Raw genomic sequence first — 22,193 nt, forward strand, 5'->3', positions numbered from 1 at the left:
ATGAAAGACTTCTTGAATGAAATTCGAAGACCAATAAATATATCGCTATCAAGAAAATTTTTATATTTGACTTTAATATTTATCGCAGGGATTATTTTAGGCATAATTTCAAAGTTACTTGATGAAACCGCCAGTAATTTATTACCATATTTTCTTGAAACGTTGGATTTAAGGAACTTCTTTTCTCGTATGGGGGTTTGGATTTTCCTTGCGGTGCTAATATCTGTGTATTGCAAATCACCTATTAGGTCTGCTATAAATGTTTTTTTGTTTTTTGTAGGCATGGTAGGTAGCTATTATCTTTATACTATTTTGATAGCTGGTTTTTTTCCTAAATCATATATGATGATTTGGATTATCATGACTATTATCTCGCCATTTTTGGCTTTTGTATGTTGGTATGCAAAAGGGAAAGGTATAATTGCTATTTCTATTTCATCTATAATAATTATGTTTATTTCAAGACAGACTTTTGCATTTGGGTTTTGGTATTTTGATATTTTAAACACTTTGGAATTGTTGCTCTGGATAGCCACGATTTTTGTTTTATATCAGTCTCCAAAACAGATAAGCAAAGTGACTACCATAGGATTGCTTCTTTACTTTGTAACTGCTCAAACAAATTTATTCTGGGGAATGTTGTAGGAACCCCTAATGCCTTGGGGTTTCCTTTATTTTGATATAATTATCAACATTGAAATATAACAGAGCCAAAACAAAAAGAAGCCAAACCTTGGTAAAATGGAAGTGACGAGCAACCATTCAAAGGAGGGCTTCTTTTGTACATTCAATATAACACAGCCGTCATCCGCTGGGGGGCCAGATTCAGATTTTTATGCCCAAAATATGACTGAACGGAATGAAGCCGATCTCGCGGCTGTCCTTACTGTGATTGCGATTGTCTCCCATCACGAAAATATTTCCTTCCGGCACAGTCCACTTCCGATTGGGCTCAGGCTGCATGGCTTCTTTCAAATACGGCTCTTCCAGCAACTCGCCGTTTCGGTACAGCTTGCTGTTTTTGAGCTCGAGCACGTCTCCGGGCTTACCGATGACACGCTTCACATACATGTTCGGATCGTTATCCCCGCGAATCAAACGAAGCAGCGGATGCTCGAGCACATCGTCCTTGAAGGAACGCACGCGGTCGACCCTGCTGTCTATGATAACAATGTCGCCGTAATCGGGCTGGTAACCAAACGTATGCGACAGCTTGGATACATAAATACGCTGTTCGTTATGCAGAGTGGGATCCATGGAATGGCCCAGTACTTTCGTCGGTTGGAATACAAACAAACCGATCAAAATCGTCAGCACGAATGCGGCGGCAAGAGAGCGAACCCAGGCCCAAATTTCTTTCATGACCGGTTGCATCGGGAACGGATCCTTCCTTTCAGTGTGTTAGTTGCTGGTTTCGTCCTAAGTATACATCCAAATAGTATAAGAGTCGATCCTTACGGGAAAAATAGTAAAAACAATCCAGCATTTAAAGACAGAAGGGGATCGAATGAATTTGCTCAGCTTCTGGAACCAGTTTAAAAAACAATTGAAAAAAAAGCTGCGTGTCAGGCGCCGTTGGATGAATTTGGCGGGTTTTCTGTTTGTGGCAGGCACACTTGCCGCCGGCTTCTGGCTGTTCAGTGACCGGTTGGCGGGACCTGCGGCTTGGAAAGAGCAGGAACAAGCAGTATTCGGCCGGAACATGAAGGAATTTAGGCAGCCGGAGGATGAGGTCCTTAAGATGGTGGCGGGAATGGACGGCCAAAGGGAGGCCTACATGAAAAAAGCTTATGTATGCGGCGAGGAGTTTCAACGGCTCGGTATGATGAGCTCGACGGATATATTGGCCTATCACCGGACACATCCGTCCTATAAGGTCAGCCTGGATGAAGGAAACAAAGTCTATTTTACGGAAACGGTGGACGACTTGTCTCCACAGTGTAAAGAAAACGCCTACTTCGGACTGGATACAAAAGGGAATCTTTCTCTGTTCGAGGGCGTGCCTGGATCCGGCGGGGAAAGTATAATCCGGACGTTTTTCCAGCTAAACATTGAGCACTTGGAAAGCAGTCTTCCGCGGGAAACGGTGAAGCAGCTGTATCGCGGAATCCGGGTAAGAGATCTGGATGATTACAACAGCGTGCTCTCGACTTTGAGCGATTACGCGATGGAAGAGACGGAGAATGTGCTGCAAAAATCATCCAATCGTTAGCCGGTCGGGCAGGACTGCAAATCAATGCCGTGCTGCAACCTTTCCACGGGAAGTTGCGTTTATTTAGGTAAGGATGAGACGCTTCATCCGACACTTGGATCGGAAGGGGATGGCGTGATGAAACGAGCCGTATTACTTGGTCTGCTTGCGGCCGGTCTGCTTGTTCTTTCGGCCTGCACTCCGAAAGCGCCCGGCCATGTCCCGCCTTCCCCGGAAAACCCGGCAGCGCAGCCGACTGATGCCGATGCTCCAAATAAAGAGGGGCAAGCATCGGATGTGGCGGAACAAGCCCGCAAAGCCGTTCAAGCGCTGAAGGAAAAGAATCTGAAGCTCTTGTCCGGTTTGGCGCTCCCGGACAAGGGAATCCGGTTTTCGCCTTACGGGTTTGTCGACACCCGGAATGATCTTGTGGTCAAGCCGGAGCAGCTCAAGGAGCTATTTACCGTCAAAACCGTTTATGAGTGGGGCGTTTACGACGGATCGGGCGAACCGATCCGACTGACTTTTGCTGATTACTATGCCAAATTTATTTATGACGCGGATTTTGCAAAAGCGCACCAAACCGCTGTCAATCGGCAGATCGGGCAAGGCACGACGCGTTCCAATCTCACGGAAGTGTATCCCCCGGACCGGTACTCGTTTGTCGAGTTCCATTTTGAGGGCTTCGAGGCGCAGTTTGAGGGCCTTGACTGGAGGAGTCTGCGGCTCGTTTTTGAAAAAAACAATAACATTTGGCAATTGGTCGGGATCATTCACGACCAGTGGACTATATAACCGGAGGGATGGCTGTGGCCGCCCTTTTTTTGCTGTGCGGAGATCTTTATGAAAGCTGTGGTTGCTCCGGAAGCAAATCTGATATAATTGAAAAATGTCAGGATTAGGGAAGAAGGCGATCCAAAGGAGAGGAGGGCGGCTATGCAACCGGGCGCGCATTGCCTGCTGCACAAGCCTTGCAGCCGGTGCGGACAAACGAAATATTATCTTCAGTTTCCCACCAAAGGCTCCAGAAGATCTCGGAACGGGGCAAGAAAAAATATTTGCCGCAAGTGTGCGAGAAAGAAAGCAAAGCCGAAGCTTTCGGATATTGAAGCGCTTGGCGTGAAGAAGCCGACGCATGCCGGTGCTGCGGAAACGATGGAGACACCGGCGAGACGGTTAGCCCCTCCTGCTCCGCCTCCTTCAAGCAAAGAAGGCGCGGCAAAGCTGCTTCGGCGGGACCGGCAGGGCATCATCCGGATGAGAGGAAAAAGCAATAACGGCAAGCGGTGGATTCAGGACATCGATTGGAGCTTGGCGGTGCTGCTCGTGGAGCAGCGGGCTGCAGTTGTCTTGAATCCCTACATGATCCGGAGACTGTACAGCAACGACGATTTCCGCAAAATGATCCTGCAGCGGGATAGATACACCTGCTACTACTGCGGTAAAATCGGCGATACGATCGATCACATCGTGCCGAAATCCAAGGGCGGCCATACCACGCCTGTCAACTGCGTTTGTTCCTGCTACGACTGTAATCAGAGCAAAGCCGACCAAGACGCGGACCGCTTTATCGGAGGGCGCGTTTCGGAAGGAAGAAGAGAATAATCTTCGTTTATTTGTTGCTAATCCGCCGGTTTCATTCAAGCCTCCAGAACTTTTTCGGCTTACTGAACGTTTTGCCGCACGGCGTATTCATCCCTCTCATTATCTGATATAATGGCAATGGAATACATATGTTCGCTTATTGGAAAAGCGGCGAAAAGAGCAGAGCAGGGGAGTTGCGCAAAGGTGCGGATTTTAGGCATTGATCCCGGGATCGCCATTGTCGGTTTCGGATTTATAGATAAACAAGGACATAGGCTGGTGCCGGTCCAATACGGCTCGATCCAAACGGAAGCCCATACGGCTGAATCCCTACGCCTGAAGCAAATCTATGAAGCGGCAGTTCAACTGATAGATAAATACAAGCCTGATGCGGTGGCGATAGAGAAGTTGTTTTTCAACCGCAATGTTACGACGGCTTTAACCGTTGGTCAGGCGCGCGGCGTGCTGATGCTGGCTGCGGAGCAGAAGGGCCTGCCAATTGGAGAATATACTCCGCTTCAAGTGAAGCAGGCGATTGTCGGTTATGGAAAGGCGGAAAAGAAGCAGGTACAGGAGATGGTGCGGATGTTTCTGCATCTAACCGCAGTGCCCAAGCCCGATGACGTGGCCGATGCCCTGGCCGTCGCGATCTGCCACGCTCATTCCTCAGCTTTACAACAAAAATTGAACGGAGCCTATAAACGATGATTGACTTTTTGAGAGGAACGGTAGCCCACCGGGAAGCAGATTACGTCGTGCTGGACGTGCAAGGCGTGGGGTACCGTGTTTTTTGCGCCAATCCTTATGCCGTAGCCTCTGGAAAGGACGGCGGCGAAGTCACGATGTACATCCATTATCATGTACGGGAGGACGCGCACCTGCTTTTCGGGTTTACGTCCCGGGAGGAGCAGTCGCTCTTTCGCCTCCTGCTGGATGTCAACGGCATCGGTCCGAAGGTGGCCATCGGCGTGCTTGCCGGCGGACGTCCGGAAGTGATTGCTTCGGCCATACGGCAGGAAAACCTTGCGTTTCTCACGAAGCTTCCGGGAATCGGGAAGAAAACGGCGCAGCGGATGGTGCTTGATCTCAAGGATAAGCTTGGGGCATTATCCTCTGCCGATGAAAGCTCTGCCGTTCACGGCATAGAGGTTGCGGCGGCTGCCCTGGCAGGCGGCGGGGCTTGGGCCGAGGCCAAAGCGGCGCTGCTGGCGCTCGGATACACCGAAGCGGAAGCGGACCGGGCCGGCCAAATCGTCAAGCCGAAGCTCAAGGGTGATGAAACGGCGGATGCCGTAACGAAGCTAGCCCTGCAGGCGCTGTATCAGCAATCCCTGATGAAATGAGAACACCCGGATAAGGGCTTGCCCGCCAGGCAGGCTTGAACCCGGAGAAAGGAGCTGCAAGATGGAAGACCGCATCATTTCGGCAAACCTGATGATGGAAGACCAGGGGATGGAGTTCAGTCTACGGCCAAGGTACTTGGCGGAATATATCGGCCAATCGCAGGCGAAGGAAAATTTGAAGGTTTACATAGAGGCGGCCAAAATGCGCAAAGAGGCGCTTGACCATGTGCTGCTGTACGGCCCTCCCGGCCTGGGCAAGACGACGTTGTCCAACATTATCGCCAATGAGCTGGGCGTCAATCTGCGCACGACATCGGGACCTGCGATTGAGCGTCCTGGCGATTTGGCCGCCATTCTGACGAATTTACAGGAAGGCGACGTGCTGTTCATCGATGAGATTCACCGGCTTCACCGGACGGTGGAAGAGGTGCTCTATCCTGCAATGGAGGATTACGCGCTCGATATTATCATCGGCAAAGGACCCAGCGCCCGTTCGGTGAGGCTGGATCTGCCGCCGTTTACGCTTGTGGGCGCCACGACCCGCGTGGGGCTGCTGTCGGCGCCTCTGAGGGACCGCTTCGGCGTCGTAAGCCGCTTGGAGTACTATACGGTGGATGAACTTTCTTACATCGTCAGCCGGACCGCTGACATTTTGCAGGTTGAGATCATCGGCGAAGCCTCCCGCGAGATCGGGATGCGTTCCCGCGGTACGCCACGGATCGCCAACCGGCTGCTGAAGCGCGTCCGCGATTTCGCACAAGTCAAGGGGGACGGCATCATCACGCTGGAGATCACCCGGGCGGCCCTTGCCAGCATTCAAGTCGACGCGCTCGGCTTGGACGAAATCGACCATAAAATGCTCCGCGCCATTATTCTCGGCTTTCAGGGCGGCCCGGTCGGACTGGATACGATAGCCGCTTCGATCGGTGAAGAAAGCCAAACGATCGAAGATGTATACGAGCCGTATTTGCTGCAAATCGGCTTTCTTCAACGCACCCCGCGCGGCCGCATGGTAACGGCCAGCGCATGCAAGCATCTGGGGCTGCCTATGCCCAGCCGTTCCTGACCTGACGGAGAGGGACGAGTAACCGTACGGTTGGAAAGGGGAATATTCATGATGAAAGGTATCAAACGGCCGTTCTTGTCGGAGGAAGCGTCTTCGGGAGCTTCCAATCAGACCGTACGACCGCTTTGCGGCATCGTGTTGAAAATGACGGCTGCGGCGGCGCTGCTGCTGTCCGGAAGCATCGGTGCGCCGGAAGCCGCTCTGGCTGCGGCGCCGGCCATTCCGGCAGCACAAGCGGCCGTACCGAAGCTGGATACGATCCGTGTCGCGCTGTTTATTGACACGGGCAAATACGTCAGCCGTGCGTCAGCCGTGACGCTGTCCGCCGATGCCGGACTGACGCTGAGCCTGCGGGGAGCCGCGGGCGTCACGCCTGCCTATCAGGCGGCGGCGAAGGAACAGGTCCGTGTGTCCGCGGACGGCTATTATGCGCTGCTGCCGGAAACGGCCAGCGCCGCTGAAGCCCGGACACAAGCGCAGCAGGCCGCGGCTGGCGGAGCCGATGCCGGCATCGTGCAGAACACAGCGCGGGGCAAGCAGGCCTATCGCGTATATCTTGGTCCTTTCGCGACCAAGGAAGAGGCGGCCGCAGCCGCGGCAGCGAGGCCGGGCGCGGTACTCGCGGGCCCGCTGCGCTGGAATGCGGGCACGTATGCCGCAGCCGCGGAAGCACAGGCGCAGGCGGCAGCCATCGCGCAGGCCGGGTTCGACGCCAACGTAGCGCAGCTGAGCGCAGGAAGCTATGCCGTGCTGGTCGGCGGCGCCGCAGACAGCGCGGGGCTTGAAGCACTAAGGGCCCAAATCGCTGCGGCGCTGCCTGCGGTAGTACTGACGCCGATGGATGCCGCTCAGGGCTATGTGCTTCTGCGCACGGAGCTTGCCGCCGATGCCGATAGTGCAGCGCAGCCGCTGACCGCAATGGTCTTCGGCGGAAACGCAAAGCTGTGGGCGGCTTCCAACGATCCTCAGGGTGCAGTCTATGTCAAAGAGCGCTTTGGGCGGATGTACCGCGGCGGCCTCGAACTGTCTCTTCACAACCATAGGCTGGCCGTGATCAATGAGCTGCCTTTCCAGCAGTATTTGTATGCGGTTCTCGGCTCCGAGCTCAACCCGGCTTGGCCTATAGAAGCGCTGAAGGCTCAGGCGGTCGCCGCTCGCACCTATGCGCTGAAGCAAGGCGTGAAGTATCAGATCGCCCATGTTTCGGATACGACACTGGACCAATCCTACAAAGGCATGGCCGTGGAATTTCCGGCTGCGCTCCAGGCGGTCGATTCAACGGCCGGAGAGGTGCTGACTTATAACAATGCTCTGATCGATCCGCTTTACTATTCCAATGCAGGCGGGCAAACGGCAGACTCCACCGAGGTGTGGGGCAATGAAGTAGCTTACCTGAAAAGCGTTTCTTCTCAGGATAAGGGAGCCGAAGAGGGCAAAAAGAAGTGGTACCGTATCGTGCTTCCCAATGGCATGTCCGGGTATATTCATTCCGATTATGCGCGGGATACGGGACTGAAAAACCCGGCAGGCCTGCCTTATTACGAATCCGTGCAGGACGGGGTGAATGTCCGCCCGGCTCCTTATGTGGATAATGCAGGCAATGCGGCGGTGTTTAAGGTCGATGTCCGTGACCGTTTCGTTGTGATCGGCGAGGAAACGGAATCCAACGCCTATGCCTGGATTCGCGGGCCTTATGAGGCATCGGAGATGAAAAAGCGGTTAGGTTCCGCGATGACCGCGGGGGGGGAGCTGCAACGGCTGGAAGTAACGAAGCGCGGCGTTTCCGGAAGGGCGCTTGAGGTTGCGGCGAACGGGCAGCCGCTGGCTGCCGCATATCCCGATGCGCTTCGGACGCTTCTGGGAGGATTGCCCAGCACGAAGTTTGAAATTGAAGAAACAGGACGGTATACTATATTGGGAGCGGACGGAACCGTTCGTACCCAATCCTCCTCCGCACAGCCGGTTTATACTTCAGGAGGGGGTCAGACGGTGCAGGAGCACCGCGATGAGGAGCTGTTCTTGCTGAACGCGGACGGAACGGTTCGGGTTGCAACCCGGAGCCCGCAGTTTGTTTTTCGGGGAACCGGCTTTGGCCATGGTTTGGGCATGTCCCAATGGGGGGCCAAAGGGTATGCGGAGCTCGGCTACGATTACCACAAAATACTCCAGACTTACTATATAGGGGTCTCGATTTCCAAGGGATGAAGCGATAACGATGCAGGTAGATTTGTTCGATTACGATCTCCCCGAGTCGCTGATTGCGCAGACGCCGCTTGCCGATCGCACGGCATCGCGGCTTCTGACGCTCGATAAGCGCACCGGACGGATCGGTCACCACAGGTTTGAACAATTGGAGCAATATTTGCAAGCCGGGGATGTGCTGGTGTTAAACGACACAAGGGTCATTCCAGCCCGGCTTTTTGGCGTGAAGGCGGATACGGGCGCAAAGGCGGAGGTACTGCTGCTGAAGCCGTTGGAAGGGGACCGCTGGGAAGCGCTGGTCCGTCCCGCCAAACGGCTGAAAGTGGGCGCACGCCTTCATTTTGGCGGCGAAACCGGCGAACAAGACTCTGCGCCGCTGCTGACGGCCACGGTTGAATCCGAAGGCGATATGGGCAGCCGGGTGCTTCAATTTAGCTACAAAGGCATTTTTAATGAAATTTTGGACAGGCTCGGTCATATGCCGCTGCCGCCTTACATTAAAGAACAGCTTCCCGAGAAGGAGCGCTACCAGACGGTGTACGCCAAACACCGGGGGTCAGCTGCAGCGCCGACGGCAGGGCTTCATTTTACAGAGGAATATTTGCATAGGCTGGAACAAAAAGGTATACAATTAGCCTATGTTACGCTGCATGTCGGGCTGGGCACCTTTCGGCCGGTCTCCGTCGAAAACGTGGAAGAGCATGAAATGCATAAAGAGTATTATGAGGTTTCCGAAAAGACGGCCGAAGTAGTCAATGCGGCCAGGCAAAAGGGAGGACGGGTTGTCGCTGTAGGCACGACCTCGGCCAGAACGCTGGAATCGGCCGCGCGAGAAGACGGTACTTTGGTGTCCGGAAAGGGGTGGACAGGTATTTTTATATACCCCGGCTACCCATTTCGTATTGTCGATGCGCTGCTTACCAACTTTCATTTGCCCAAATCGACATTGTTGATGCTGATCAGTGCCCTTGCAGGAAGAGAACGTGTACTGGCCGCTTACAAAGAAGCCGTGGAGCGGGAATACCGCTTTTTCAGCTTCGGCGACGCCATGTTCATTTATTAGATCGAGGCAATGCCCGGAAAGAAGTGATTTTTAATGGCTATCACCTATGAACATATCAAAACGTGCAAACAATCCGGAGCCAGACTCGGCCGGGTTCATACCCCGCACGGGATCGTGGAGACTCCGGCCTTCATGCCGGTAGGCACACAGGCCACCGTAAAAACGATGAGTCCCGAAGAACTCAAGGAGATGGATGCGCACATCGTTCTCAGCAATACGTATCACTTGTTTCTCCGTCCCGGACACGACATCGTGAAAGCGGCGGGAGGGCTGCACCGGTTTATGAACTGGGACAGGCCGATACTGACCGACAGCGGCGGATTTCAAGTGTTCAGTCTTAGCGAAATGCGCAAAATCAGCGAAGAAGGCGTGCAGTTCCGCTCGCATCTGAACGGGGACAAGCTGTTTATTTCTCCGGAAAAATCGATTGAAATCCAGAATGCGCTCGGCGCCGATATTATTATGGCTTTCGATGAATGCCCTCCGTATCCGGCGGATCACAGCTATGCCAAACAATCGCTGGAACGGACGACCCGTTGGGCGGAACGCTGCTTGAAAGCGCACAGCCGGCCGGAGGAGCAAGGGCTTTTTGCCATCGTTCAAGGGGGCATGTACGAAGATTTACGCAAACAAAGCGCCGCCGAGTTGACTTCCATGGATTTCCCGGGGTATGCTATTGGAGGGCTGAGTGTGGGCGAACCGAAGCATCTGATGTTTGAGGTGCTGGATTATACTGTTCCTCTGCTGCCTTTCGGCAAGCCCCGTTATTTGATGGGTGTAGGTTCCCCGGATGCGCTGATAGAAGGCGCCATTCGCGGCATCGATATGTTCGATTGCGTTCTTCCGACGCGCATTGCCCGTAACGGGACCGTGATGACCAGCTCTGGAAGGCTTGTGATCCGAAATGCCAAATTTGCGGAAGATTTCGGCCCGCTTGATCCGGAATGTTCCTGTTACACCTGCCGCAACTATTCCCGCGCCTACGTCCGTCACTTGATTAAGGCCGATGAAACGTTCGGTATCCGGCTTACGACGTATCATAACCTCCATTTTTTATTAGAGTTGATGCGTGGGGTGCGCCAGGCGATTCGCGAGGACCGGCTGCTTGATTTTCGCGACGAGTTCTTCGCCCGATACGGAATCGACGAAAACAGCAAAGGGTTTTAACCAATATTACATAGATATTACAAGAAAGGGGAAAAGTTAATGTGGTTAGCGGCAAGTGATGCTGCAGCGGCACCGGGAATCGAGGGATACTTGGTTACTTACGGTCCGCTTGTTTTGATGTTTGTCGTCCTGTACTTTTTACTTATTCGTCCTCAGCAAAAACGCCAGAAGGCACGCAATATGATGCTGAGCAATTTGAAAAAAGGGGACAAGGTCGTTACCATCGGAGGTTTGCATGGTACGATTATCGAACTGACGGACGATACGGTCATCCTGCGCGTCAATGACGTGACAAAGCTGACATTCGAACGTTCTGCGGTGAACACCGTACAGAGCTCGTCAGGTTCGGCGGAATAAAACAACTTGGCAGCGGGATATCCCGCCGCAAATAAAAGCCCGTTCTATCGCGATTGACGCGAGGCACGGGCTTTTATTTAATTTAAATCACCGTTTCAAATTCACCCCGATCATACCGCCGATGGCTCCGGACGGCACCGCCAATCCCGCCAAAATCAACGTGTCCTTTGTAAGCCCCGAGTCATAAGCCAAAAAGCCGACAAGCCAAACCACGGCGACGTACAAGGCTCCGAGCAGTATGCCTTGATACCAGCCTCTGCTGCCGCTTCGCTTTCCGGATACCATCCCTCCGATCAGCATGGCCAAACTATGAATCATCCAGGTTGTTTTGCGCCAAGAGTCTTCCGGAATATCGGTTGCGAGCAAGATGAGCGAGGCGATCAGCGTGCCGATCAGCATAACACCGACAGCATACGTTAATCCGGATAACAAGGGTGATTTTTTCATAGTCACCTCATTCCTCCTAATCCGATCCGTGATCCCCTGAAGTATGGTTCAGGGCTGCAAGCTCGCTCCTGCTCGCCGGGACAAGAGGCGCTGCACCGCAAGCTCGCTGCTTCACTCCCATTGTATGGGCATGTACCAGAAAATAGTACAGGTTCCTCAGACAATTACCAACAATTCTCCCGCATGACAAGCAGCGGCCAAGGTCAAAATATTCCCTGAAGAGTAACCGGGAGGAAGAGCCAATGGAGATATGGACATTATTTGTTCGAACAGTCTTGGTCTATCTGATCGTGTTCTTGATGATGCGGATTATGGGGAAAAGGGAAATAGGCAAGCTGTCTGTTTTCGACCTTGTCATTTCCATTATGATCGCGGAGATTGCCGTGTTCGTGCTGGAGGACTTGAACAAGCCGATGCTGGAGGGGATTCTTCCCATGGTGACGCTCGTGGCTATCCAGCTTCTCATTGCGTATATTTCATTGAAAAGCGAGAAATTACGCCGGTGGTTTGAAGGCAAGCCGTCGGCCATCATTGACGGCGGCAAGCTGAACCGTGAAGAGATGCACAAGCAGCGCTACAATCTTGACGATCTGCTGCTTCAGCTTCGTGAGAATAAGGTGATGAACGTGGCCGATGTGGAATTTGCCGTTCTGGAGCCTTCGGGCAAGCTGACGATCTCGGAAAAGAAAGATCATCTGGATCGCTCCTCGACAGGACAGGCGTCCATTCGTTATGAAGGCCTGCCGCTTCCGCTGATCATGGATGGAAAAGTGCAGGACGAGAGTCTTCAGAAGCTGGGAAAAACAAGGTTTTGGCTGAAGCATGAGCTGCAGTCTTTAGGGGTAAAGGATTTTAAAGAAGTATTTTTTTGCTCGATCGATCATCGGGGCAAATGGTTTATCGATAAAAAAAAATAAAATGCGGCGTACAGCTTTACTTTACGAACCTTTTGCCGAGCCAGATGACACGGAACAAATCATTTCGGTCGATGAGCCTCACCAGGATGGCCAAAAGCAGATAGATGATCATACCGATGATACATGCGGCAAAAAAGCGGGCAAAACCATCTGAGATCCAATTCGATTGCATGACGGTGTGACTTGCGAATGCCGTGCCCGCCATGCAGAAGGCTGCTTTTATGAAATCGGAAAGCTGCATCCGGAAATGCAGAAGCCGTACGATGCTGTGCCAGTGCAGGGTTGTAACGAGCATAATATTGACCGTAATGGCAATGACGGCACCCAAGATTCCGTATTCAGGACGGCTGGCCAGAAAATAGATCAGCGACAGCTTGACTGCTGATCCGATGAGCGTATTCATTAGAGCGCTTCCGGGTCTTTCGAGCGCCTGCAAGGCGGCCTGAAGCGGGGCCTGGAAGTAAATGAACAGGGCAGCCGGGGCCATCATCTTCAGCATGGAACCGACTCCGGGCTGACCGTACATATATAAGCATATCGGTTCGGCCAGAACGTACATTAATACCGCGAAGGGGGCGCCCGTTACCAAAGCGAGCTTTAGCGATTGGTGCAGCCGCATATGAATGGTGAGCATATCGTTCTTGGCGGCGGCTTCCGATAACGACGGCACCAGCGATACGGCAAGCGAGAAAGTAAGGGCGCTCGGCAGCATGAGTACGGGAATGACCATCCCTTGTAGTGCTCCGTATTGCGCTGTCGCAAGCCCTGTGGCGATACCGGCCATGGCCAGGCTTTGAACGATCAGAACCGATTCCAGAAAGTATGAACCCGAGCCCACCAGCTTGCTCCCGGTGATGGGGACAGCCAGCTTAAAGATCTGCTTCAGATTGGCGATACGTGAAAGCGAGCGGTGGGAACCGATTTGTCCGCGGGGCGTGCGCTGCTTGCGGCTCTGGCGGTAATACAGGATCAGGACGAGCAGGGCGCAAATTTCTCCCGCCACCACCCCGACCATCGCTCCGGCAGCGGCGTATTCGATCCCGTAAGGAAGCATCCAATAAGCGAAGGCCAGAACGGTTATGATCCGAACGATGGTTTCCATGACTTGAGAGAGCGCTGTCGGAATCATATCTTGGCGTCCTTGAAAATATCCGCGAAAGACAGAGGATACAGCGACAAAGAGAACGATTGGCGTCATGCACAGGAACGTAAAGTATACGCGCGGGTCGGTAAACAGGTGGTCGGTGATCCAGCGCGCGCCAAAGAAGATCACTGCCGTAAACAGGATGCCGAGTAAGAGAGCCACGGCAAGGGCCAAGCGAAATATGCTTTTGGCACGCGCCTCGTTTCCTTCCGCTTCGGCGGCGGCGACCAGCTTGGCCACCGCAATCGGGATCCCGCCCGTTACGACGGTAAGTATAACCACGAGGAATGGCCAGCCCATTTGATAGAGACCGATGCCTTCGGGACCTATGACCCTGGGAAGGGCTATCCGCGGAATAAACCCCAGGATACGGTTAATGATACCGGCTGCAAGCAGTATGAGCGTACCTTTGATAAACGATTGTTTTGTCAAGGGAATGACCTTCTTTCTTTCCCATGGGCTTGGACCCTGGTGTTACTAAATGGATATGCATAACCTGTCCTTGCGCATGCAACAATTTTTCTGAGTGCGGAAATACCGGCGGCGGCAGGAAAACGAACGGCGGCAGCGAATAGGTAGTTAAGACAAGGCTTCGCATGCGGGAGGGATGCTGGATGGATAAAGACGAATGGAAGCCGGGTCATAGCGGCATAGACCCGGAACCGGATGAACAAGGTCCGGAGGAAGCGGCGGATTCGGCTTCCGAAAGGAAGGCCGAAAGCATGGTGCCTTATATGGAGCTTCATTACATGGGAGCCGCAGCCGCAGCGGAAGCCGGGGAGCAAGAAATGGCGGAGCACGATACAAAACGGCCGTCGGCCGAAGACGCGGAAGCAGACAAGGAAGAATCAGATGCGAGCAGCTCCGGTACCGGAGAAGAAGGAACCGGGGAAGACGAGGAATTGAACCGGGTGATTGAAGATCTATGCCGCAGTAAAGCTCAGGAATTCCGTATGCTCGGTTACGAGCATGTGACCGGCCAGGAAATTTGGGAATGCGTAAGCGACAAATACAACAAGACCGGCATCCCGCCGCTGCACCGGATCGTGAACGATATCCTGTCTCTCAAAGTGACGCAATTTATGAATTGGATGACGATGAGCATATATAAGGACAACGCCCATTTTCGATGATAAATGGGCTTCTTTTTTTGCACTGCTCCCCCTATCTGCTACAGCTCTCCTTAAATTGACTCGATTTTCGCAGGTAGGTATAATAGGAATATTGAGTTTGGAAGGAGATAGCTATGGACATCAAAAGAATCGTGGCGTTTTTCGTGAGTGTAGCGATCGTCTTCGCTGCAGCCATTTGGACGAGTCCTCATCTTGTAAGCAATATAAAGTTGGGTCTTGACTTAAAAGGCGGTTTTGAAATCCTGTACGTTGCCGAACCGGTTGAACCGGGACAGCAGGTGACCAAGGAGTCGCTGCTTGAAACCGCCCGGAGCATCGAACAAAGGGCAAACGCTCAGAAGGTAAGCGAGCCAGAAGTGACTACGGAGGGAAAAGACCGGATTCGTGTGCGGCTCGCCGGTATTGAGAATGAAGCCGAGGTCCGGGAGATATTGAAGAAGCCTGCGGAGCTGTCTTTCCGCGGTCCGGATGGCACCAAGGAAATGGTCGGGAGCGACTTTGAAGTCGGTGCCGCCAAACTCGGCTTCGACGAGGCGAACAGACCGCTCGTTAATATTAAAGTAAAAGATCCCGAGAAATTTCGTCAGGTGACGCAGAAGCTGCTCGGGCAGCCGCTTGCGATCTATTTGGACGAGGTGGAGCTATCGGCTCCGATCGTACGCCAGGTACTGACGGACGGCACGGCCACGATCAGCGGCAACTACACGTATGAAGAAGCAAAGAAAATTGCCGACACGATCAACCTCGGCGCGCTTCCGCTAAAGCTTACGGAAAAGTATACGCAATCCGTCGGGGCATCGCTTGGCCAGCTGTCGCTGCAGCAAACCGTTAAAGCGAGCATCATCGCATCCATATTGATCGTTTTGTTCATGATCGTGTATTACCGGGTGCCCGGATTGGTTGCATCCATCACCATCGTGACTTTTATCTGGTTAATGCTGCTTGTCATCTACCTGATGAAGGCCACATTGACGCTTCCGGGCATCGCCGCATTTGTTCTGGGGGTCGGAATGGCGGTGGACGCCAACATTATTACCTATGAGCGGATCAGGGAAGAACTGCGCAGCGGCAAGAGCATTATGTCCTCGCTGAAAGCGGGCTCCCGTCACTCGTTCCGTACCATACTGGATGCCAATCTTACGACAATTCTTGCCGGAGCTGTACTTTATTTCCTTGGAACGGGCGCGATTCAAGGGTTTGCACTGACACTGATTTTTACCATTTTGGTGAGCGTATTGACGAACGTCTTCTTCTCAAGATGGCTGTTAACCCTTCTCGTACGCAGCAACATTGTAAAAAAACCAGCTTATTTTGGGGTAAAGGAGTCCGAAATCAATGCTCTATAACGCCAAATATGATTTAATGAAGCACCGCAGGAAATTTTTTGGCATCTCAATAGCCATCACCGTCATCGGAATCGTTATGATGCTGATATTCGGTTTGAATCTCGGGGTCGATTTCAAAGCGGGTACGACGCTTGATATCTCAACGGGAGGCAAGGCGATTCAGCAGTCGCAAGCTGTTGAACTCGTCAGAAGCGCCGGTCTGGAGACAGCGACACCCCCCGTTGTTGGAGGAGCGGCCGGGGACCGGGTCACGCTGCGTTTCGATAAGGAGCTCACTACCCAGGAAATCGATCAGATCGAGGCCAGCTTCAAAACGGCATTCGGGGATCAAATTTCCAAGGAAGAAAACACGGTGGATACGGAATTAGCCAAAGAACTGGCGCTGAAAGCCATTTATGCGGTATTGATTGCCAGCTTGGGGATTATGCTTTATGTAAGCATTCGTTTCGAATGGCGTTTTGCTGTTGGAGCGATCGCCGCACTGCTTCATGATGCGTTTATGGTCATAGCTATATTCTCCATTTTCCAGTTAGAGGTCAATTTGCCGTTTGTCGCGGCCGTACTGACCGTTGTCGGTTACTCTATTAACGATACGATCGTTATTTTCGATCGAATTCGTGAAAACATGCGGTTTGCCAAGGTGAAGACCTTTGACGATTTGTCCCAGGTCGTTAACCGCAGTATTTGGCAAACGATGACTCGTTCTATCAATACGGTGCTGACCGTCCTGATTGCGGCGGTGCTGCTGTTCGTTATGGGAAGCGAATCCATTCGCCTTTTCTCGCTTGCCATGATTATCGGGCTTATAAGCGGTATGTATTCTTCCATCATTATCGCAAGCCCGATCTGGCTGGTATTGAAATCCAAGACGTTAGGTGCTAACAAGAAAGCCGCAGCTTAAGCGGTTTAGCAAGCGCGGCCGCGCGAAACGGCGAGTTTCGGCGGCCTTTCTATCAATATCATGGAGGAGTGGCCCCATGACGGAAGAACGAAGCAAACAAGCGGCCGCCCACGTGCGGATCGGTATAGCAGGCCATCTCGCCTTGGCGGTCTTGAAGGGCACGGCAGGATATTTGTCACAAAGTAAAGCGTTGATTGCGGACGCGCTCCATTCCGCATCGGATGCATTCAGCTCCATCGCGGTTTTACGCCCCGCCGCCAAAAGGTTTTCGGATGGAGACCTTGATTACGGGCAGATCAAAGCCATATCGAAAGGGTCAATCCTGATCGCGGTACTGCTGCTTATTTTGGGCCTGGAAACGGGTATTTCTTCCATAAAATCGGTTTATTACGGTGTCGACAAGGCGCCTGAGGCCTTCGCTCTGATCATTATCGTTATCTCTATTGCGGTTAAGGAAGCACTGTTTCAATTTAAATACCGGAGGGACAAAAAGCTTTCCGGACATGAACGAACCTCCGGCGCAAGCAAGCACCGCTCTGATTTGTATGCCTCCATTGCCGCGTTTATCGGTGTCTCGGGTGCGCTGCTTGGCTATTACCTGGGAAATACTGCGCTTTATTATCTTGATCCGCTGGCCGGGCTGGTCATTGGGGGGCTTATCGTTCGCACGGGATATCAACTTCTGATAGAATCGATACATGACAAGCACGGCCATGAGCTGCATCAAGAGGATTCGGCGGAGATGCTTGATACGGTTCAGCGCGTGAAGGGAGTCATCACGATCGATGATTTGCGCGCAAGGGAACACGGCCATTACGTCATCGTCGAGATCAAAATCAGCGTAAACCCCCGAATCAGCATTCAGGAAGGCCACGATATCGCGAAGATTATCAAATTTACACTGATGAAGCGTTTTATTCATGTATCTGACGTTTTCGTTCATGTGAGCCCGTACGATCCCGGATATCCATACAAAAATCATGACTTGCAGGCCGACGAAATGCCTACACTGCTTCACTAAATGATGGGAGGGAAGGCATGCTACCAACAAAAGCCAGATGGAGTATCGGCAGCGTAGATCCAAAAGCGGCAGATGCGCTTTCCCAAGCATTGAATGTTTCGCCGCTCATTGCCCGTCTGCTTGCGGTACGAGGCTTGACGGATATCGGACTTGCCGCCCGATTTTTACATGGAGGAACGGATCAGACCCATGATCCGTTCCTTTTAGATGGTATGGCCGATGCTGTAAAACGTATTCGCCGGGCCATGGAGGCCGGCGAGAAGATCCGTGTGTACGGTGATTACGACGCGGACGGAGTAAGCAGCACGACACTGATGGTTCATCTGCTGCGACAAATGAACTGCCGCTTTGACTATTACATACCCCATCGGATCCATGAAGGATATGGACTGAATATCGCCGCGTTGGACGCGGCTAAAGAGCAGGGAGTCAAGCTGATCGTAACCGTGGATACCGGGATCAGCGCTGTGGAGCAAATTGCATATGCCAATTCGATTGGTCTTGATGTGGTGGTCACCGACCATCACGAACCGCCGGATGTGCTGCCGCCGGCGTATGCTATCATCAATCCCAAGAAGCCCGGGTGTCCTTATCCGTTCAAGCAGCTTGCAGGCGTGGGCGTGGCGCTGAAGCTGGCGCAAGCGATCTTGGGACGTTGGCCGGAAGAGCTGCTGGAATTTGCGGCGATTGGGACAGTAGCTGATTTGATGCCGCTGACGGAAGAAAACCGCATCATTGTCAAGCAAGGACTGGAGCGGATGCGGCAGACTGCGAATTTTGGTATCCGGGCGCTTTTTCGTGTGGCGGGAATCCCGCTGAAGGACGTAAATTCCACTCATATCGGTTTTGCTCTTGCTCCGCGCATTAATGCAAGCGGGCGTCTGCTCAGTGCGGATACATCCGTAAGACTGCTTACGGCGACCAGCGAGCAGGAAGCGGAAGAACTTGCGGTTGAATTGGACCAGTTGAACAAAGAACGGCAGCGCATCGTGGACGAGATGGCAAAACAGGCCGTTGCGATGGTCGAAGAGCAGCGCAGCGTGGACGGAGAACTCCCCAAGGCGATTGTGCTTGCCCAGGAGGATTGGAATGTCGGCGTCATCGGTATTGTTGCTTCGAAAATCGTCGACAAATATTACCTTCCGACAATCATACTGGGGATCGACAAAGAAACGGGGATGGCGAAAGGCTCTGCACGTTCGATAGCCGGGTTCGATATGTACCGGGCGCTTACCCATTGCCAGGATCTGATGGAGCATTACGGGGGGCACCAAATGGCTGCCGGAATGACGCTGGCGCGGGAGCATCTGCCTGAGCTTGCGCGGCGAATGTCGGCATTGGCGATGGAGTGGCTCGCTCCGGAGGATTTTATTCCCGTGATGCATGCGGACATGCTTTGTGAATTTAGCGAAGTCGATCTGGAAAGCATCCGCCAATTGGAGCTGCTCGGTCCGTTTGGCATGGGCAATCCTTCACCCCGGTTCGTATTCAAGGAACTGGCGCTAAAAGATATGCGTACGATAGGGAAAGAACAGCAGCACTTAAAGCTGTCCTTGCAGTGCGCAAGAAACGAGACGGCCGCTGCTGTAGATGCCGTCGGCTTCGGCAAAGGGCAGCTGGCTGAATGGATTTCCCCATCCGCCTCCATCGACGTTCTTGGCGAGCTGTCCGTCAACGAATGGAACGGGGTGCAGCGGCCTCAGATCATGATTCAAGACTTGGGGGTTCATCGCGTCCAATTGTTTGATTGGCGCGGGACGCCAAGGCCCGACCGGAAGCTGTCGGAGCTGTGCGGACGGCTTAAACGGCACCCTCAGGGAGCTGGACGGCCGCCGGCCGTGGTGGTGTTCGGTCCGGAGCCGCCCCCTAACCTGAAACCGTCCGGAGCCGGCTTTGCTCTCTGGTGTGCCTCATTGCACGGCCGGTTCCGTCCGTGCAATGAGGCCGCCAAGGACAACGCATTATCCGAGGCGCATGATGTGATGCTGTATTCGCTGCCGGATCGAATGGAGCAGCTTGACGCTCTGGCGGCGGAGGCCGCATCGGTTCAACGGTATTACGCCGCTTTCGGCGGCACGGAAGAAGATAAGCAATCCGGGATCTTACCCGGCCGGGATATGTTTAAATCGGTTTACGGCGCGGTCATGGCATTGAAGCCGAAACCCGCGAGCGCAGAATGGACAGCCAGGCGTTCCGGAGTGCCGCTTCCGCTGACCCGTTTCATATTGGATGTATTTACAGAATTGGACTTGATGGAATCTCTGGGTGACGGCTATAGGATCATTGAGTCAACGGAGAAGAAGGATTTGACCGCTTCTTTACTTTATCAAAGCCGGATGAAGCGGCAGGATGTGGAGCAGGAACTGATGTACTCGTCAGCAAAGGAACTGCTGTCAAGGCTCTTTGCCCGGCATAAGCAAACCCAAACCATGTTGGAGGGAATCATATGAATTTCAAGGAACATATTCGAGTGATTGAGGACTTTCCTCAGCCGGGGATCAGCTTTAAGGATATTACCACTTTGCTAAAGGACGGAAAGGTATACAGGGAAGTGATCGCCGAAATGACAAGACGTCTGGAAGGCGTTCAGATCGATTGTATTGCCGGCCCGGAAGCGCGCGGATTTGTCATTGGAGCTCCTTTGGCCGTGGCGCTGGGCGTAGGCTTTATCCCGATCCGCAAAAGCGGAAAGCTGCCGGGTGAAACGATCGAGGCGGATTATGCTCTTGAATATGGCAAAGACAAATTGTCCATGCATAAAGATGCCATTGCGCCGGGACAAAAAGTGCTGATTGCAGACGATCTTCTCGCTACGGGCGGCACAATCGCGACTTCGATAAATCTGGTCAAGCAGCTTGGCGGCGAAGTTATCGGCGCGGCTTTTCTGATTGAACTGCTGGAGTTGAAGGGAAGAGAGAAGCTGGAGGGCATCGAAGTGCTCTCGCTGGTGCAATATTGATATAAACAGCGTGTCCATCCATTCGCCATCCTTGAAATCGCGCCGGGCGTGACAGATGCCGTGGCAGAAGTTCTTCAGGGCGAATATCCTAAAGCAGCACAAAAAGCCTATTCCTTACGAATAGGTTTTTTGTCTTTCCCAAGGAAAGGCGGAACCAAAGGATGGCTGGGGAATTGCCGGCAAGGCATATTGTGATCGGAAGTCAGCAGCTGAAGCAGCTGCAAAAGAATGTATGGAGCGACCGGTATGTTCAAGCGGTCATGACGGCGGGCGGGAACAAGGCGAACATACAAATCCGTTATCGGGGCGGACATACGCGGGAGTACCCGAAGCGTTCGTACGAGGTAATACGCGGAGGCAAAACGTATCATTACAACGCGGAATATGACGATCCCTCCCTGATTCGCAATGCGCTTTCTTTCCGGTTTTTCAATTGGATTGGTGTTCCGGGCCCGGCGACGAAGCACTGCTTGCTTTTTGTTAACGGGGTGTGCTTAGGCGTTTACCTCGAAATCGAGGGGGTGGACCGGTCGTTCTTTCGCCAGCGGGGAATCTCTGTTCAATCGCTCTTTTATGCGGTGAACGATCATGCGAATTTCGATCTGCTAAAGCCCGGATCGAAACGGAGGAAGGCGGAGCTGTTCTCGGGCTATCAGCAAATCATGGGCAACCCTGCGGACAGGCGGAAGCTGAAAAGGTTCATCCATCGGCTGAATACAACGAAAGGCGCCCATGAACTGAAGGCTTATCTATATCGCAGAATCGATATCGATAATTATCTGCGATGGCTTGCCGGAGCTGTGCTGACGGGGAATTACGACGGATTCGAACAAAACTATGCGATATACCGTCATAGGGCTGCGCAAAAATACAGGATGATTCCATGGGATTATGAGGGAACATGGGGCCGCAACTGTTACGGAAAGCCTTGCGGCAGTGATTTGGTACGAATTACGGGCTATAATCGGCTGACACGCAAGCTGCTGCAATATGCTGAAGTACGCAGGAAATACAAACGGCTGTTGGTCAAGCTGCTGCAAACCGAGTTTACCGTATCCCGGATTCTTCCGGCTGCCGAATCCATGCATAACCAAATCAAGCCTTATATGAAATGGGAGCCGGTAAGGAAATGGCCTATTCATGTGTTTGACGGGGAACTGCAGTTCATTCGCAAATATATCGAAGAGCGTCGTACCCTGGTGACCGAGGCGATAAAAGAGCTTTGACCCAAACGGCGGACAGCGCACCGTCAGAAGACAGTGAGCTGTTTTTTTGTGCCCGAAAAAAAGCAGGATGCATGGCCTTCATTGCCATTGAAATCGCTTGCGTTTAAGAGAAAAACGGCTAAGCTG

At 52.9% G+C, this 22,193-nt stretch carries 22 protein-coding genes; 19 read left to right on the forward strand and 3 right to left on the reverse strand.

Going from position 1 to position 22,193, the window contains the following annotated elements:
- The gene (locus tag BLT35_RS04905) at window positions 1–645 is read left to right on the forward strand and encodes a DUF6518 family protein (RefSeq protein ID WP_074727164.1); all 645 of its coding nucleotides are present in this window, start codon (window positions 1–3) and stop codon (window positions 643–645) included.
- Between the two features lie 180 nt (window positions 646–825).
- On the opposite strand, the gene lepB is transcribed toward BLT35_RS04905, so the two are convergent.
- Window positions 826–1,362 carry a signal peptidase I gene (gene lepB / locus BLT35_RS04910; protein WP_175471930.1) on the reverse strand — a complete coding sequence of 179 codons (537 nt, stop codon included), beginning with the start codon at window positions 1,360–1,362 and terminating at the stop codon, window positions 826–828.
- A gap of 145 nt (window positions 1,363–1,507) precedes the next feature.
- Here lepB and BLT35_RS04915 point away from each other — a divergent pair, with 145 nt between their 5' ends.
- From BLT35_RS04915 to yajC, 10 genes are all read left to right on the forward strand, one after another.
- Entirely contained in the window at window positions 1,508–2,212 is a 705-nt protein-coding gene (locus tag BLT35_RS04915) for a BofC C-terminal domain-containing protein (RefSeq protein WP_054820292.1), read from the forward strand.
- Window positions 2,213–2,329: 117 nt separating this feature from the next.
- Complete coding sequence (locus tag BLT35_RS04920) at window positions 2,330–2,986, forward strand: hypothetical protein (RefSeq protein WP_083351189.1); 657 nt, start codon at window positions 2,330–2,332, stop codon at window positions 2,984–2,986.
- A gap of 141 nt (window positions 2,987–3,127) precedes the next feature.
- A complete protein-coding gene (locus BLT35_RS04925; RefSeq protein ID WP_074727166.1) occupies window positions 3,128–3,796 on the forward strand; it encodes an HNH endonuclease in 669 nt (222 codons plus the stop codon).
- Between the two features lie 183 nt (window positions 3,797–3,979).
- Window positions 3,980–4,483 carry a crossover junction endodeoxyribonuclease RuvC gene (gene ruvC, locus BLT35_RS04930; protein WP_074727167.1) on the forward strand — a complete coding sequence of 168 codons (504 nt, stop codon included), beginning with the start codon at window positions 3,980–3,982 and terminating at the stop codon, window positions 4,481–4,483.
- Entirely contained in the window at window positions 4,480–5,118 is a 639-nt protein-coding gene (gene ruvA / locus BLT35_RS04935) for a Holliday junction branch migration protein RuvA (protein ID WP_062409232.1), read from the forward strand. Before ruvC ends, ruvA begins: the two co-directional genes overlap by 4 nt.
- A 61-nt stretch (window positions 5,119–5,179) precedes the next feature.
- Window positions 5,180–6,184 (forward strand): Holliday junction branch migration DNA helicase RuvB, encoded by a 1,005-nt coding sequence (gene ruvB / locus BLT35_RS04940; protein ID WP_062409231.1) that lies wholly within the window; start codon window positions 5,180–5,182, stop codon window positions 6,182–6,184.
- A gap of 48 nt (window positions 6,185–6,232) precedes the next feature.
- Entirely contained in the window at window positions 6,233–8,389 is a 2,157-nt protein-coding gene (locus BLT35_RS04945) for a SpoIID/LytB domain-containing protein (protein ID WP_254777511.1), read from the forward strand.
- A 10-nt stretch (window positions 8,390–8,399) separates the two neighbouring features.
- Window positions 8,400–9,449, forward strand: a complete 1,050-nt coding sequence (gene queA / locus BLT35_RS04950; protein WP_054819013.1) for a tRNA preQ1(34) S-adenosylmethionine ribosyltransferase-isomerase QueA — start codon at window positions 8,400–8,402, stop codon at window positions 9,447–9,449.
- Window positions 9,450–9,482: 33 nt separating this feature from the next.
- Window positions 9,483–10,616, forward strand: a complete 1,134-nt coding sequence (gene tgt / locus BLT35_RS04955; RefSeq protein WP_074727168.1) for a tRNA guanosine(34) transglycosylase Tgt — start codon at window positions 9,483–9,485, stop codon at window positions 10,614–10,616.
- A 39-nt stretch (window positions 10,617–10,655) separates the two neighbouring features.
- Complete coding sequence (gene yajC, locus BLT35_RS04960; RefSeq protein ID WP_062409229.1) at window positions 10,656–10,973, forward strand: preprotein translocase subunit YajC; 318 nt, start codon at window positions 10,656–10,658, stop codon at window positions 10,971–10,973.
- An 87-nt stretch (window positions 10,974–11,060) separates the two neighbouring features.
- Here the strand turns inward: yajC and BLT35_RS04965 are convergent, their stop codons facing one another.
- Window positions 11,061–11,420 carry a TIGR04086 family membrane protein gene (locus BLT35_RS04965; RefSeq protein ID WP_062409228.1) on the reverse strand — a complete coding sequence of 120 codons (360 nt, stop codon included), beginning with the start codon at window positions 11,418–11,420 and terminating at the stop codon, window positions 11,061–11,063.
- Between the two features lie 242 nt (window positions 11,421–11,662).
- On the opposite strand from BLT35_RS04965, the gene BLT35_RS04970 reads away from it, so the two are divergent.
- The gene (locus tag BLT35_RS04970) at window positions 11,663–12,337 is read left to right on the forward strand and encodes a DUF421 domain-containing protein (protein WP_074727169.1); all 675 of its coding nucleotides are present in this window, start codon (window positions 11,663–11,665) and stop codon (window positions 12,335–12,337) included.
- Window positions 12,338–12,353: 16 nt separating this feature from the next.
- Here BLT35_RS04970 and spoVB read toward each other — a convergent pair whose 3' ends face one another.
- A complete protein-coding gene (spoVB, locus tag BLT35_RS04975) occupies window positions 12,354–13,913 on the reverse strand; it encodes a stage V sporulation protein B (protein WP_062409226.1) in 1,560 nt (519 codons plus the stop codon).
- 182 nt (window positions 13,914–14,095) lie between these two features.
- Between spoVB and BLT35_RS27875 the strand changes: the two genes are divergently transcribed.
- The 7 genes from BLT35_RS27875 to BLT35_RS05010 all read left to right on the forward strand — a co-directional run bounded on the left by BLT35_RS27875 (window position 14,096) and on the right by BLT35_RS05010 (window position 22,067).
- Entirely contained in the window at window positions 14,096–14,614 is a 519-nt protein-coding gene (locus tag BLT35_RS27875; RefSeq protein WP_367888773.1) for a post-transcriptional regulator, read from the forward strand.
- Between the two features lie 113 nt (window positions 14,615–14,727).
- Window positions 14,728–15,960, forward strand: a complete 1,233-nt coding sequence (secD, locus tag BLT35_RS04985; protein WP_074727170.1) for a protein translocase subunit SecD — start codon at window positions 14,728–14,730, stop codon at window positions 15,958–15,960.
- The gene (gene secF, locus BLT35_RS04990; RefSeq protein ID WP_074727171.1) at window positions 15,950–16,861 is read left to right on the forward strand and encodes a protein translocase subunit SecF; all 912 of its coding nucleotides are present in this window, start codon (window positions 15,950–15,952) and stop codon (window positions 16,859–16,861) included. Before secD ends, secF begins: the two co-directional genes overlap by 11 nt.
- Window positions 16,862–16,937: 76 nt before the next feature.
- Entirely contained in the window at window positions 16,938–17,882 is a 945-nt protein-coding gene (locus BLT35_RS04995; RefSeq protein WP_074727172.1) for a cation diffusion facilitator family transporter, read from the forward strand.
- Between the two features lie 17 nt (window positions 17,883–17,899).
- Window positions 17,900–20,332 carry a single-stranded-DNA-specific exonuclease RecJ gene (gene recJ, locus BLT35_RS05000; RefSeq protein WP_074727173.1) on the forward strand — a complete coding sequence of 811 codons (2,433 nt, stop codon included), beginning with the start codon at window positions 17,900–17,902 and terminating at the stop codon, window positions 20,330–20,332.
- Window positions 20,329–20,841 (forward strand): adenine phosphoribosyltransferase, encoded by a 513-nt coding sequence (locus tag BLT35_RS05005; RefSeq protein ID WP_074727174.1) that lies wholly within the window; start codon window positions 20,329–20,331, stop codon window positions 20,839–20,841. The genes recJ and BLT35_RS05005 overlap by 4 nt, the downstream gene beginning before the upstream one ends.
- A gap of 161 nt (window positions 20,842–21,002) precedes the next feature.
- Window positions 21,003–22,067 (forward strand): CotH kinase family protein, encoded by a 1,065-nt coding sequence (locus BLT35_RS05010; RefSeq protein WP_074727175.1) that lies wholly within the window; start codon window positions 21,003–21,005, stop codon window positions 22,065–22,067.
- The last annotated feature ends 126 nt before the right edge of the window (window positions 22,068–22,193 follow it).

This window comes from Paenibacillus naphthalenovorans (assembly GCF_900099895.1).
Classification (GTDB): Bacteria; Bacillota; Bacilli; order Paenibacillales; family NBRC-103111; genus Paenibacillus_G; species Paenibacillus_G naphthalenovorans.